Source organism: Nocardia sp. NBC_00881 (assembly GCF_045207455.1).
Classification (GTDB): domain Bacteria; phylum Actinomycetota; class Actinomycetes; order Mycobacteriales; family Mycobacteriaceae; genus Nocardia.
In genome coordinates this window covers 3063887-3078270 of the sequence record NZ_CP108798.1, presented here as the reverse complement: position 1 = coordinate 3078270, position 14384 = coordinate 3063887, and the positions used below count along the sequence as shown (strand labels likewise).

Below are 14384 nucleotides of genomic sequence, written 5' to 3'. Positions count from 1 at the left end.
TCACAGTGATGATCGCGACTCCGACCGTGGCCTACGGCCAGACGTACGGCTTCGACGATACGTGCAACGAAATCCACGACTCTCTCGACGGCCTCGGACTGCCCGGCTTCACCCTCGGAGACGCCGCGTCGGCCGCATGCAAGGCGGGCAACGCGGCCACGCATCCCGGCCAGGCGGCGACCGCGGTGAAGGACAAGGCATGGGACTCGACCTTCGGCAAGGTGGTCGACTCGCTGATGAATGGCCTCGGTGAGGCCATCATCCTGGCGTTGACCTTCTGGATGAAGGTGCCCAACGAGGCGGTCAGCGACTCGGGTTCGCTGTTTACGAAGATCAACGACTACACCTATCAGGCGCAGATATTGCTGTTGATCGCGTCGGTGATCCTCTCGGGCGCGCGATTGGCCGAGGCCAGACGCGGGGCCGCGATGAACGAGGCGGCCGAGTCGTTCCGCATGTTCACCCGCGTGGTGTTCAGCTCATGGATGCTCGGCGCGGTGATCGTGGCGGGTACCCAGGCCTCGGACCGCTTCTCGGAGTGGATCATCAACGACTCGACCAACGGCAACGCCAAAGACCTGGCCGAGTTGATGGTGAAAACCAGTAAGTTGCAGGCATTCTCGCCGGGTCTAGTGCTGATCATCGCGATTGTCGGGCTGCTCGGCGCGTTGGCGCAGATCGTGCTGGCCATTGTCCGCCAGGGTCTGCTTGTGATCGCGGCCGGTGTGCTGCCGCTGGCCGCGGCCGCGTCGGGCATGAACGTGGGCAAGCAGTCCTATCAGAAGCTGATCGGCTGGATCATCGCGTTCATGCTGTGGAAACCGGTGGCGGCGATCGTCTATATGATCGCGTTCACTACTGCGGGCCACGTGGATTCGCTCACCGCGACCGCGGGCCTGCCGGACGGCGAACAAGCTCAGCGCATGCTGGTCGCCATCGTGTTGCTGTGCAGCGTGGCGTTCGTGCTGCCCGCGCTGATGCGGTTGGCCACGCCTGCCGTCGCGATCGTCGGCAGCGGCGGTTCCGGTCTCACCGCGACCGGGGGAACCTTGCTCGCGGTCGCGGGCCTCGGCGCTATGGGCACCAAGGCCGTCGGTGTCAAGGGCTCCGCGGCGCCGGGCGCGGCGGGTTACGTGAGCGGCAGCGGAACTGGTCCGCGTCCTGGCGGCGCGGGCGGCCCGCGCGGCGGCGGCGCACCGCGGCCGACGCCGCCGCGGGGCGGTGGCGGTGGTCAAGGCGGCGCGGCCCCGCGCGCCTCCGGCCCCTCTGGCGCGTCCGGGGTAGCGTCCGGAGCGGCCAGGACGGCAGGCCGGATCGGCGCGGCGCGCGCCGCGAGCGGCGGCCTGAACCGGGCCGACCAAACAATGGGTGACGTCGCGGGCGACCGCTGGACGAATCGTTCACCCGACCTCGGGAGGAGCACGATTCCGCGATGACAGTCACCGACACCTACGAGCGGCGCTCGTACGGCCTCTGGCAGAAGCCGCGCAGCGCGGGCCTTTTCGGCCTGCGCTGGGAGGAGACCGTGCTCGGCTTCGCGGTCGTGATCACGGCGCTGATCACCGCGATGGTCGGCGGCTTCCAGTGGGGTCTGATCGTCGGCGGCACCGGCGTCGTCGTGATGGTTCCACTGGTGTGGCGGACGGGTGGCCGTTCGGGTTACGAGACGGGATTGATGATGTTCAACTGGATGCGCTCGCGCAGTCGCGGCGAGCATGTGTACCGAGGCGGCCGGTTCTCCCGAATCCCGGGCGGCGTCACCCGATTGCCCGGTCTGCTCGCGCCCTCCAAGCTCTACGAGGGAATCGACGCGGGTGGCTACAGCTTCGGCATGATCCACCTTCCGCAGTTCGCGCAGTACACGGTGGTGCTGCGCGCCTGGCCCCAGGGCCACGAGGCAGTGGACCAGCCGGTGATCGACCGGTGGGTGTCGGCATGGGGAACCTTCCTGGCCTCGGTCGGCCAGACCAGCGACATCGTCGCCGTGGTCCCGGTCATCGACACCGTGCCCGAGACCGGAAACCGTTTGCTCACCGAGGTTTCCGCGATCACGCGGCCGGAGGCGCCGGAGCTGGCCCAGCAGGTGATGTATGAGCTGGCCACCGAACTGCCGCAGGAGCGCGTGCAGCTGCTTCCGCGTGTGGCGATCACGTTCAAGGCCACGACCGCCGAGCGCCGCAAGAACCCGGCGGAGGAGGCCGTCGAGATCGGCCGCCGCCTGCCTGGGATCTGCGCGGCACTGGCGGAGGCGGGTGTGCGCGCGCAGCCGATGTCGGCCGACGAGGTGATCTCGTTCATCCGGCGCAGCTACGACCCTGCCGCGCAGGCCGACCTGGAAGTCGCCGCGAGCGAACCCGAGGGCCACGGCCTGGACTGGGCGGACGCGGGTCCGGTCTCGCACGACGAGAAGTGGGACTACCTCGTGCACGACGGCGGCCGGTCGGTGACCTGGGAGATGGACGCCGCTCCGGAGGGCGCGGTCGACGAGCGCGTGCTGCAGCGGCTGCTGGCACCGAATCCCGAAGTGCCGCGCAAACGTATCGCCATCGTGTACCGGCCGCACTCTGCCGCCGATGCCGCCGAGATCGTCGACGACGACTTCAAGAATGCGCTGGTAGCCCAGCAGAGTGAACGTGGTGTCGTGTCGGCGGCGGCTACGCTGAGGGTGGGCGCCACCCAGCAGGCCCGCGAGGAGCAGGCCAGGGGTCACGGTGTGACCCGCTTCGGGGCACTGGTGACCATCACCGAGCCCCTGCGCGGCGATCTGCCGCGTATCGAAGCCATCACGCGCGACCTGTCGACCCAGGCGCGCTTGAAGATTCGGCGGTGTTACCGATACCAGGCGGCGGCCTTCGCGGCTTCGCTGGGTTGTGGGGTGATCCTGCCGGAACACGCCACTATTCCGAAAGCACTGGCGGGGTGAGGGATTCATGGCACGGGACTACGAGCCACCCGTACGGGACCGGGACGAAGCCGCTCGCAGGCGGCTCGAGCAAGCCGGGCGGGACGAGTGGGGCCAGCGGCCGCGGCGCCCCGCGCGGGATTCGGCGCGGGTGAGCGGCGAGGATCGGTCGGACGTAGAGATGTCCGATCGGGAACGGCGGGCCGCTCGAGAGGCCGCCGAGCGGCGAGCGCGAGCAGGCGCGGGCCGGTCCGAGGGCGCGCGTTCCGAACGGGCGCACGCCGACCGCCCCCGCGGCGAGCGCATGCCCGCGGATCGCTCCCGCGCTGACGGCATGCGGACCCCCCGGCCTTCCCGCGACGCGGCGACCGAGCGCGTTGCCCGGCCCCGTCCAGATCGCAACGGCGCCAGAACCGGTCGCGTGCCCCGGCCCGCGAAGGTCGACTACACGGCCGACCGCGCCATGGGCACCCCGTACCTGGACAAGGCGGCCCGCCGCGCGAAGGCGAGGGCGGACCGACGCAAACAGTCCGGGCCTTCGCTGCTGGACGACGCCACTCGCGCCAAACTGGAGATGATCGCCCGCGAGGGGAGCGGCCTGCGTGCGGCGTGGGCACAGTTCCGGGTCCGCACCGACGACATCCGCCGCCGCAACTACGCAGCCCGCGCGGAGCAGACGATCGAGGACGGATTCGACCGCGGCACAGCGCAACTCACCGACCGCGGCTACGCGGGTGCCGGCGGCGGCCGGATGAACGTGGTCGGACGTCCGGTCGAATACCGCGCCACCACCGCCCAGGTCGCGGGCTTGTGGCCGTGGTCGGTCGGCGCGGGCGCGCCGCTGATCGGCACGCCACTCGGCTCGCACCTGCACACCGGCGCTCCGGTCTGCTTCGACCCGATGAACTGGTTCATGCGCGGCAGCTTCATCACCGCGCCCAGCTTGTTCGTGCTCGGCCTCAACGGTTTCGGCAAGTCCTCGCTGGTGCGCAGGATCGTGCTCGGTGGTATCGCGCAGCGGATCACGCCGCTGATCTTGGCCGACGTGAAACCGGACTACCGCAAGATGGTGGAGCTGGTCGGCGGCCAGGTGATCGACCTGGGATACGGGCACGGCAAGCTCAACCCGCTCGCGGCGGGTGTGCTCGGCGCGGTCGTGCCGCGCCTGGAAGATCTTCCTGCCCTGCAACTTCAGGTGTTGCAAGACCTCAGGGCCAGACAGGTGACGCTGATCGCGGGCCTGGTCGAACTGGTTCGGGGCGACCGTGTGCGTGATTACGAGGAGACGCTGATCTCCACCGCGTTGCGCATCCTCTACAAACCCGGCAGCGGATTCACGCCGGACAAGCCGCCGATCATGGAGAACCTCCTCGAGGTGATCGTCGGTGGCGGTGAGGAATTGATGCTGGACGCGGGTGCCGATAATCCGGCCGAGTACCAGAACGCGATCAAAGGTTTGCGCCGCTCGTTGCGCGCCCTGACCCAGGGCCCGTTCGGCGCGGTCTTCAACGGGCAGACCACGGTGCCGATCGACACCAGCGCGGTCGCGGTATGTATGGACGTGTCGCACATCCCGACCGGTGACAAGAAGCTCAAGGCCGCGGTCATGCTGGCCTGTTGGGCGGACGGATTCGCCTCGGTCGAGGCCGCGCATGTGCTCGCCGACGCGGATCTGGGCCCGCAGCGTTATTTCCAAGTCGTGATGGACGAGCTCTGGCAGGTGCTCGGTCTCGGTGACTTCATGGTCGACCGGGTCGACGAGCTCACCCGATTGCAGCGCGGCATCGCCACCGCGCTGATCATGATCAGCCATACCATCAAGGACCTGCAGGCACTTGGATCGGAAGCCGCCATCGCCAAGGCGCTCGGTTTCCTCGAACGTGCGCGCGCCAAGATCTTCGGAGCGCTTCCTGCCGAAGAGATCAAACGACTGGACAGCACGGTGCCGTTCACGTCGGCCGAGGAGGAGATGGTGACCGGATGGTCCGCACCGCAGGCGTTGACCGGCGAAGCGCTCAAACCGGGCCAGCAGAGGCCATCTCCACCCGGAACCGGTAAGTTCCTGCTGAAGATCGGTGAGGACCGCCGGCCCGGCATCCCATTCCACATGGAATTTACGCTGTCGGAGAAGGAAAGCGGGATCCACGACACCAACCAGCGGTTCAGCGAATTCACCGAATCGACTTCGCGGGGAACGGATTCGCCAGGGAGTGCCGCATGAGAGATCAGCGGGGACGCGATGCGGGAATGATCCGCGTCGTGCCGCGGCACCTGACCGTCGACGGGGGGCGCGCCGCATGATGCCGCACCGGTCCTACCGCCGCGTCTCACCGGAGGTGCGCGAGGCCGCCGTCCAGCAAGTCGTCGCGCTCACGGGCAAACTGCACAGCGAATCGGAGGCCTGTCGCGTGGTCGCCGAACAGATCGGGGTACATACGAATTCGGTACGGAACTGGGTGCGCGCGGCCGAAGGCCCTGGTCTGGAGCGCATGGACGCGGCCGCGCTGCGGCGGAAGGTCGCGTTGCTCCAACAACAGTTGGCGGCTGCCGCCGAGATGAACCGTACCCTGGCCGACACCCTCAACGAAACCCGGCGCCGGACGTGATGCACGCCTGTGCGCTGCACGCCGGCGAGGGGCGGCGATGAGCGGCAAATCGGTGCTGTGGGTCGCTCTCGGCGCGGTGCTCGGCCTCTTGACCATCGTGCTGGTCATCGTCATGCCCGCGGTGGACGACGCCTGCGAAGGATCCTCGGTGCTCGGTTCGCAGTCCGAACTGCCGCCGCTGGGCGGTTACCCGTCTGGTGGTTCGCGTCCCGCCGCGACCGGCAATCCCACCGCCACACAGACCAATCCGACCGCGACCGCGACGCCCTCGCTGGCCGCGGGCTCCGGTCCGCTGCGCCGAACCCTGCCGTTGGCAGCCGGAACCTTCACCGTCTCCGACACCTTCGGTGCGCGCGGTGGCGCACACAAAGGCGTCGACCTGGCCGCGGCCGACGGCACCCCCATCTACTCCGTGTCCGATGGACGCGTCGTCGCCGCAGGTTCCGCATCGGGTTTCGGCAACTGGATCGTCATCGACTCGGTGGACACCAATGGTCGCTCGTACTCGGCGGTCTATGGCCACATGTGGAGCTCCGGGGTGCTTGTCCGGGTCGGTGACACGGTGACCGCGGGTCAGCCGATCGGCGCGGTCGGCTCCGCGGGTGAATCCAGCGGTCCGCACCTGCATTTCGAGATCGTCCCGGGCGGCCGGTTCACCGGCGGGCGTCAGATCGACCCGCTGCCCTGGCTGGACGGCGCCCCTACGCCGGACGTCGGTGGCGCGCGCGCCTACTCCAGCGATCCGCGGTGCAGTCTCGGCTTCGGCACCGCCGGTGGTGCGCTCGCCGCAGGCAAGGTGCCGCCGGAACTGGAAATCTGGTATCGCCGTGCGGGTTCGATATGCCCGCAGATCACCCCGTCGCTGCTGGCCGCGCAGGGTAGGCAGGAGTCAGGATTCCGGCGCGGCGCAACCTCACCAGCCGGTGCGCAGGGGCTGGCGCAGTTCCTGCCGGGCACCGCGGCGAGTACCGATCCGGATGACGGTCGGCCGTATGTGATCGACGCCGACGGCAATGGCGTGGCCAGCGTATGGGACGACGGCGACGCGATCATCGGTCAGGGCCGCTACATGTGCGCGATCGCGCACAAGATCCTGCGGTGGCAATCCGAGGGGAAGGTGCAGGGCGATGTCGTCGCGCTGACCCTGGCCGCGTACAACGCGGGCGAAGGCGCGGTGCTCGCCTCGGGCGGCATGCCGAATCGGGTTGCGGCGCATTATGCCGAGACTCAGCCGTACGTGCGGAACATCCTGGCGATGGAAGCGCAGTACCGCGCGCCCGGCTCGCTCGGCCGGTTCACGCCGGGGGAGGGCTCGAACGGGGACCAGATCGTCGAGGCCGCGCACGAATGGCTCGGCACACCTTACGTGTGGGGCGGCGGCGGGCCGCAGGGGCCGAGCGGCGGCGGTCTGGACGGCCCCGGGCTGACCTCGGCGGCGGTATTCGCGGCTTCCTCCGGCACGGTGACGCTGCCGCGTACCGCCGAACAGCAGTGGGAGTCCGGTGTGGAGGTGCCGATGAGCAGAACGCAGCCGGGTGACCTGGTATTCAGTTCGTTCGGTCCCCGCGGACCCGCGCAGGTCGGCATCTACGCCGGGAACGGGCGCATGATTCAGTCGGTGCCGGGCGCGGGAGCACGGTCCGGCGGCGGTGTTTCGGAAGTCGCGGTGCCCGGGGATGGCCGGGGGAGGAGGGTGCTGTGAGTGCCGGCGCGCGCACCACGAACCAACACACGGCGGAAGGACTGCCGAAGTGCCGCCCGATGCGGCTAGCCTGGAGAGGCAAAGCAAGTGCACGCGCGAATCTGGTGGTGATGCTGGTGCTGAGCGTCGCGATGCTGGGCGTGGCCTGCGGTCGTGGTGACCGTGTGGACGCGGAATCCGGTGGGGTGCATCCCCCTACGTCCACGACCCGGTTGCTCGAGGGTGTCCCCGCGCCCGACCCGGTGACGCCCGACGGCGTCGCCGTTGCGGCGCTGCGGGAGATCTACAGCTGGGAACCCACCACCGAAAACCATGGCACATCGTTGAGCCGGGCGCGGAAGTTCTTGGGTCCCAGCTTGATTCGTATGCTGGATGCCTCGCCGACCGGGATGGATACCCCGAAAGCGACGCTGCAGTGGTCGGATTGGGCGAAGGCCGGAGCGCGCGTGGACGCGTTCACCTTCGCCTCCGGCGAGACGGCACCGCACACCACCGACCCGAACGTCCAGCAGTTCAAGATCGGGATCGAGCAGACCGTCGTCTATCCGAACGGGCGCAAGGAGCCGTTGCCACCGGCGACGGTGATCGCCACCGTCGTGCGGACGCCCGACGGATGGCGGCTCGACGCGTTCCGTTGACCACACGCTTTACCACCGGACCGTCGACCCAGGAGGCACACATGGCGAAGAAAAAGGTGACGGATCCGGCCATACCCGGACCCGATCTCAGCCTGTATCTGACATACGCCGGCTTCGCGATCTTCGGAACCATCTGGATTGCACTGCATCTGGGCAACATGCTCGCGGGCAGCCCGCAGAGTGTCCCGATCAACCCGATCGCCATCGTCGCCGACCTCGCCAGAGGAAGGCTGCAGTGGCCGGGCGCGTCCACGGTGATCCTGCTGCTGGTGATCGCAAGCGTGGTCGCCTACCTCGCGATCCGCAGACAGCTGAAGAAGCGCCAGAGCAAGGGCAGGCTGCCGGTCGACGAAAAGGCCGATGTGATGGGCAGTGGCGGCGCGATCTCCATGCTCACCGAGGCGGGTGTCCGGGAGAAAGCCGATCAGCTGGGGGTGCGACTCGGCTACGACGACGTTCCCGGTGTGCCGATCGGTGTCGGCGTGGCCGATGGGGTGATGCTTTACGGCTCCTATGAGGATCTGCACCTGGACATCTGGGGTCCGCGTCAGGGCAAATCGACCTCGCGTGTGATCCCGGCGATCCTGACCGCGATCGGACCGGTGCTGGCCACCTCGAACAAGCGAGATGTGGTGGACGCGACCCGAGACGTCCGGGAGTCCAAGGGAAGTCCCACTTTTGTCTTCGATCCACAGGGTGTCGCGGGCGAGGAGCCGACCTGGTTTTGGGATCCGTTGTCCTGGGTGGACGCGGGCCGCGAGGGCTGCGAGATGCGCGCGGCGCGGTTGGCCGGGCACTTTGCCGACGGTGACGGTGGCAGCGACACCAAGACCGACGCGTTTTTCGATCCGGAGGCCGAGGACCTGCTCGCCGGATTGTTCCTCGCCGCTGCCGTCGGTGACCGCAACGGCAGCAGGCCGATCGTCCAGGTGTGGGAGTGGGTGACGAACCCGCAGGATACCGAGCCGATCGAACTCCTGCGCGCCGCACGCCACCACTACACGGCGTCCGGCCTTTCCTCGCAGTACAACAGCGATCCGCGCACGCGAAGCGGCATCTTCGGTACTGCCAAGAAGATGATCCGCTGCCTGAAGCTGTCGAATGTGCACCCGTGGATCACCAGGGGCGGGGACCGTAGGGAGTTCGACGAGCTGGAGTTCCTCGAGCACAACGGAACTCTTTACAGCCTGTCGCTCGAGGGCCGCGGCTCGGCCGCGCCGCTGGTGAGCGCACTCACCGAGGCGGTCGTGGACGTCGCGATGCGCAAGGCATCGCAGTCGCGCGGCGGGCGGCTGGCGATTCCATTGCTCGCGGTGCTCGATGAGGCCGCGAACGTGGTGCGCTGGAAAGATCTGCCCAAGCAGTACAGCCACTTCGGCTCGCGCGGCATCGTGGTGATGACGGTGCTGCAATCCTGGGCGCAGGGCGCCCGCTGCTGGGGTGAGAGCGGCATGAACGCCCTCTGGTCGGCGGCGAACATCAAGGTGCTCGGCAGCGGCGTCGACGACACCAGGTTCCTGCAGGAGCGGTCCGATGTCCTCGGCGAATACGATGCGATCTCCCAGTCGGTCTCGGAATCCAAAGGTGGCAAGAGCTATTCGCGGTCGCTAGGTTCGTCGAAGACGTTCTCGGTCAACGGTCTGGCAACGTTGCCGCGTGGCCGGGCCATCGTGTTCCCGTCCGGTGCGCCGCCGGTGCTGGTCCGGACGGTTCCGTGGTGGGAAGGCGAGTACGCTGCCGACGTGAAGAAGTCCATCTCGCACCATGATCCGCAGCGCAAGACGGAAATCACGGACCTGATCGGCGCGCCCTCGTTGAGCAAGTCGGCACCGCCGCCGGAGTACGGACAGGTCGAGGAGGTTCGCCCGCTGTGACCGAACAGCAGCAGCAACCGATGATCTACGCGAGTGTGGTGGAGTTCGTCGAAAATTATCTCAGCCTGGTTTACCGGCGGCAGGTCACCGATCTCAGCGACACGGTGTGGTGCCCGGAGTGGTGGCAGCACGCCGAGGCGGTCGCGCGGCTGGACGCGCTGTGGCGTGCGTGGGAGCACTACCGACTGGACGGCCGCACGGGGCTGAGCGTCTGGTTCCTGGACCACGCGGACCCACATATGTCAAAACTCTTCGACCCGAAGGGGCCGTTCAAATACTGCAGTGTGCGCAACGGTCACAAGGATATGCTCAGCCCGCTGCCGCTGAAGTCGCCGCAGCACGGCATGTTCGGTGATCCCACGATCGGCGACTTCCGCCTGTAAACCGTTGCCGGACAGCGCTTCACGTGGAGTCCCGGAAAGACGAACGCCCGCTGGGAAACCAGCGGGCGTTCGGTCGTCTGTCTACTGTCTCGCGCGTTCCAGGCCGCGAGCTTCCTGTTCCCTGGCCCTCGTCACCGACGGCGCCTCGTCCGGGCGGGTGCGCACGGCCTCGCCCGGCGGCTGCGCCTGGCCTACCTCGATCAACATCCGCACCGCGGCCAGTTCCGGCGCGACACCCATTTTGGCGAGATGGGCAGCGATCGCCATCCGGCGTTCCGCGGAGTCGTATCGCATCGCGGGCTTGGCGTTCGCGGCGGCGTTGGCGGCCATGCGCGTGGCCTCGGCTTGCGCGGAGAAGCGGTCCTTCTCCAGGGATACACCCTTTTCCGAGATCGGCTTCTCGATCAGCCGAGCCAGTTCGGTGTTGCGCGGATCCTTGGCCTTCGCGTCGCGGGCCTCGCGGAGCTGCATCTCTTTCGCCTCTTTGATGCGGGCGTCCGTGAGCTTGGCGCGCGCTTCGGCTTCTTTCTGACCACGCTCGCGGGTCCGCAGTGCGACGAGCGTCGCCATCTGCAACATAGTCCTCATCATGGCCGCTGTCTCCCGGCCGATGTCGTCCAGTTCTTCGGACATGGCTGCTCCCCGATGCTGCAGTGATCACTATGGATGATTGTGGTGCTTCGTCCCGGACGCCGCCACGCGAACTGTAGTCCGTGTAGCGGGCCCCGCCTGCAAACGCGGACACCCGGAGGACTCGTGGCGCGGCACTCCCTATGGGGGATCGCCCTATTCGCGGGATGGCTACGCTGCGGGAACTCCTTGGTTCGAGATTACCTGACAAAGGTCGACACAATCGTACGAGCGTGCCGCATAGCAGCATATATTGCACAATTCCGGCGCAGGTGCGAACTCGGCGGAGGATCTCCGGATTTCTAGGAAAACCTTACCGAATAATAGGGTCGCCTATTTCGGCGGCGCGGCGGATCGGCGATGAGCTCGGGCCCGCCCGGTGATCGGCGGCGGGCCCGAGCATCGGACGATCAGCGGTCGATGCGTACCGATTGGATCGTGACCGGCTCCTTCGGCTTGCCGTCGCCGGGGCCGTTCGAGTTGTCCTGGCCGAGCTGCGCGATCTTGTCGAGAATACCGAGGCTGTTCTCGTCCACGGTCCCGAAGATCGTGTACTGCGGCGGCAGCTGTGAGTCCCCGTAAACGATGAAGAACTGGCTGCCGTTGGTGCCGGGGCCCGCGTTGGCCATGGCGAGCACGCCACGTTTGTAGGCGATCGCATTGCCGAGCGCCGGGTCGTTCGGCGCGTACTGATCGGTCGGGTATTCGTTGTCGAACTCATAACCGGGCCCGCCGGATCCGGAGCCGGTCGGGTCACCGCACTGCAACACCTTCAGGCCCTCGTCCGCGGTCATTCGGTGACAGCCGGTGCCGTCGAAGAAGTTCTGCGAAGCCAGGCTGGCGAAGCTGTTCACGGTGCACGGTGAGTCGGCGTTGTTCAACGTCAGCCCGATCGGACCCTGACTGGTCTCCATGCTCACGCTGACCTTGGCGTCGACACCGGTGGTCGGGATGCCGCCGGCCTTCGGCTTGGTCGCGGCCTTGTCCGCGGGCTTGGCGCCATCGCGGTAGACGCAGTCGACCGTCGCCGGCTTGGCCTTCGCGGCGGGTGGCGCCGCAGCCGCGGGTGAGCTGGTCGGCGAGGCGTCGGCGGCATCGGAGCTGTCGTTCTCGCCGCGGGTCAGGAAGTACACCCCGGTCACGGCTGCGACCACCACGACGACACCGAGCACCGAGCCGGCGATCGTGAGTTGCTTGCGCCTGCGCGCCCGCTGAGCCCGGTTGGCGAGCTGACGCTCCAGCTTGCGTTTCGCCGTTGCTCGTCGCTGTTCGTTGCTCGGCACTACCACGTTCCTCCCGTATCTGGTGACATCGGGATAAGAGTGTGCCAGTTTTTCCTGAGACTGCTCCGTAACCTTCCTGAGAGGCGGTTCGGTGAACCGGTTGGACTTCGCGGGCTGTAGTGGTGGAAACTGGAGCATCGTGACCAAGACCAGCAGCTTCTCCGCCCCGAAGGGGGTACCGGACTACGTGCCTCCCGGCTCGGCCGAGTTCGTCGCGGTGCGAGATGGCCTCATCCACGCCGCCCGACTGGCCGGGTACGGACATATCGAGCTGCCGGTCTTCGAAGACACCGGGCTGTTCGCCCGCGGCGTCGGCGAGTCGACCGACGTGGTCACCAAGGAGATGTACACCTTCCCCGACCGCGGCGATCGCAGCGTGACGTTGCGGCCCGAGGGGACAGCGGGCGTGATGCGCGCCGTCATCGAGCACGGACTCGACCGCGGCCAGCTCCCGGTGAAGCTGTGCTACTCGGGTCCGTTCTTTCGTTACGAGCGGCCGCAGGCGGGCCGCTACCGGCAGCTGCAGCAGGTGGGCATCGAGGCGATCGGCGTCGACGACCCGGCCTTGGACGCCGAGGTGATCGCCATCGCCGACGCGGGGTTCCGCGGGCTCGGGCTCGACGGCTTCCGGCTCGAGATCACCTCGCTCGGCGACGAGACCTGCCGCCCGCAGTACCGGGAGTTACTGCAGGAGTTCCTGTTCGGGTTGCCGCTGGACGAGGAAACCAAGCGCCGCGCCCAGCTCAACCCGCTGCGCGTCCTCGACGACAAGCGGCGCGAGGTGCGCGCGATGACCGCGGACGCCCCGCTGATGATCGATCACCTCTCGGAGTCGGCCAAGGCGCACTTCGAGCAGGTGCTCGGCCACCTGGACGCGCTCGGCGTGCCGTATGTGGTGAACCCGCGCATGGTGCGCGGACTCGACTACTACACGAAGACCACCTTCGAGTTCGTGCACGACGGTCTCGGCGCCCAGTCGGGCATCGGTGGCGGCGGCCGCTACGACGGCCTGATGGCGGAGCTCGGTGGACAACCGCTGTCCGGCATCGGTTTCGGGCTCGGCGTGGACCGCACCATGCTCGCGCTGGAGGCCGAGGGTAAGTCGGCGGGAAACCCGGCGCGTTGCGAGGTGTTCGGTGTGCCGCTGGGCGATGCCGCGCAGCATCGGATGGTCGTCCTCGCCGCGCAGCTGCGGTCGGCGGGCGTCCGGGTCGACCTCGCCTACGGCGGTCGTGGCGTGAAGGGCGCGATGAAGGCGGCCGACCGGTCAGGGGCGAAGTTCACCCTGGTGCTGGGCGACCGCGACCTCGCGGACAGCACCATCGGACTCAAGGACATGGCGACCGGCGAGCAGCGGCAGGTTCCGTTGGGCGAGGTGGTCGGTGTGCTCCGAGCGTCGCTGGTCGGCTAGCCAACGGCCTCGCTCGGACTAGGGGGCAGCACCGAACGCGGGGTCCGGGCGTCGCGTGGGGCCACCTGGCACCGAACGCCCGCTCACCCAGGCGGCCGGCACGGTAGCGTAACCCGGCACGTGCCGGAGTCGGGAGAGGGCGGAGCAGTGTCGACGAATTCTGGTGACCAGCAAGCCGTTGCGCCGGTGGGACTCGACCTGGTCGCGCCCGAGCTGTACGCGCCGATGCTGCGCCGCCTCGCACTTGCCGCGTCGGGCATCGGGATCGGCGCCGCGCTGTTGGCGGCCACGGTGGTGACCTGGCCGTTCGCCGTCGCCATCGGTCTCGTCGTCGGCGCGCCGACCGTCCTCTATGCCGTCGCGCTGCGGCGTCGTCGAATGTGGTTGGCGGGCACAGTTATTCACGCCCGCAGGCTGTTCGGTGAGCGGCGGGTGGAGATGTCGGCGGCGACCGGTGTCGAGGTACTGGTCTTCCCGGCCCGGTTGAGCCGCATCGCCCTTCGGGTCACCGCGGGGGAGGTCTCGCAGCTGATCCCGCTGGCCATGTACACCGACGCGGGTAGCGGCCGCGAATTGCACCTGCTCGGTCTCCGCAGACTGGCCGACGCGCTCGCGGCCAGTCAATTGGCCGCGGCGGTCGCGGTTTCCGCGATGTTGTTGCACCAGTTGCGGGCGGAGGCGCGCGATGCGGGACTGGAGGAGCGGCCGCTGTATCGCGCCGTGCGGTTGGCACGGTCGAAGGATGTGGTGTCGCCGATCGTGCTGACCGACACCGAGGTTGCCGCGCTCGGCTGATCCGGCGCGGCGGGAGATCGGCTTGGACCTCGGCGCCGCGCCGGTGGCGCTGTGCAGGCGGGTGTGCGGCCGCGTGGACGGATTACTGTCGCGTAGCTCACCACCGGGTTTCGCGGGCGGTGAGAGTCGATAGGGTGGGCAGCGAGAGCCCCCTACCGCA

At 68.1% G+C, this 14384-nt stretch carries 12 protein-coding genes; 10 read left to right on the top strand and 2 right to left on the bottom strand.

The window, feature by feature from the left end:
• Positions 1 to 8 precede the first annotated feature (8 nt).
• From OH799_RS12315 to OH799_RS12280, 8 genes are all read left to right on the top strand, one after another.
• Complete coding sequence (locus tag OH799_RS12315; RefSeq protein WP_406279530.1) at positions 9 to 1436, top strand: hypothetical protein; 1428 nt, start codon at positions 9 to 11, stop codon at positions 1434 to 1436.
• Positions 1433 to 2923, top strand: a complete 1491-nt coding sequence (locus OH799_RS12310; RefSeq protein WP_357261204.1) for an SCO6880 family protein — start codon at positions 1433 to 1435, stop codon at positions 2921 to 2923. The genes OH799_RS12315 and OH799_RS12310 overlap by 4 nt, the downstream gene beginning before the upstream one ends.
• Before the next feature lie 7 nt (positions 2924 to 2930).
• Positions 2931 to 5123 (top strand): hypothetical protein, encoded by a 2193-nt coding sequence (locus tag OH799_RS12305; protein ID WP_406279527.1) that lies wholly within the window; start codon positions 2931 to 2933, stop codon positions 5121 to 5123.
• 76 nt (positions 5124 to 5199) lie between these two features.
• Positions 5200 to 5508: a transposase gene (locus OH799_RS12300; protein WP_406279524.1), complete on the top strand. Its 309-nt coding sequence runs from the start codon at positions 5200 to 5202 to the stop codon at positions 5506 to 5508.
• 37 nt (positions 5509 to 5545) lie between these two features.
• Complete coding sequence (locus OH799_RS12295; protein WP_406279521.1) at positions 5546 to 7210, top strand: peptidoglycan DD-metalloendopeptidase family protein; 1665 nt, start codon at positions 5546 to 5548, stop codon at positions 7208 to 7210.
• Entirely contained in the window at positions 7207 to 7848 is a 642-nt protein-coding gene (locus OH799_RS12290; protein WP_406279518.1) for a hypothetical protein, read from the top strand. The genes OH799_RS12295 and OH799_RS12290 overlap by 4 nt, the downstream gene beginning before the upstream one ends.
• 41 nt (positions 7849 to 7889) lie before the next feature.
• On the top strand, positions 7890 to 9722 hold the full coding sequence (locus OH799_RS12285) for a type IV secretory system conjugative DNA transfer family protein (protein WP_406279515.1): 1833 nt from the start codon (positions 7890 to 7892) through the stop codon (positions 9720 to 9722).
• Positions 9719 to 10105, top strand: a complete 387-nt coding sequence (locus tag OH799_RS12280) for a DUF4913 domain-containing protein (protein WP_357261222.1) — start codon at positions 9719 to 9721, stop codon at positions 10103 to 10105. The genes OH799_RS12285 and OH799_RS12280 overlap by 4 nt, the downstream gene beginning before the upstream one ends.
• A gap of 81 nt (positions 10106 to 10186) precedes the next feature.
• Here OH799_RS12280 and OH799_RS12275 read toward each other — a convergent pair whose 3' ends face one another.
• A complete protein-coding gene (locus OH799_RS12275; RefSeq protein WP_406279511.1) occupies positions 10187 to 10738 on the bottom strand; it encodes a hypothetical protein in 552 nt (183 codons plus the stop codon).
• A gap of 407 nt (positions 10739 to 11145) precedes the next feature.
• Positions 11146 to 12018, bottom strand: a complete 873-nt coding sequence (locus tag OH799_RS12270) for a peptidylprolyl isomerase (protein WP_406279508.1) — start codon at positions 12016 to 12018, stop codon at positions 11146 to 11148.
• Between the two features lie 139 nt (positions 12019 to 12157).
• Here OH799_RS12270 and hisS point away from each other — a divergent pair, with 139 nt between their 5' ends.
• Complete coding sequence (gene hisS / locus OH799_RS12265) at positions 12158 to 13429, top strand: histidine--tRNA ligase (RefSeq protein ID WP_406279505.1); 1272 nt, start codon at positions 12158 to 12160, stop codon at positions 13427 to 13429.
• A gap of 147 nt (positions 13430 to 13576) precedes the next feature.
• The gene (locus OH799_RS12260; RefSeq protein WP_406279502.1) at positions 13577 to 14224 is read left to right on the top strand and encodes a hypothetical protein; all 648 of its coding nucleotides are present in this window, start codon (positions 13577 to 13579) and stop codon (positions 14222 to 14224) included.
• Positions 14225 to 14384 lie beyond the last annotated feature (160 nt).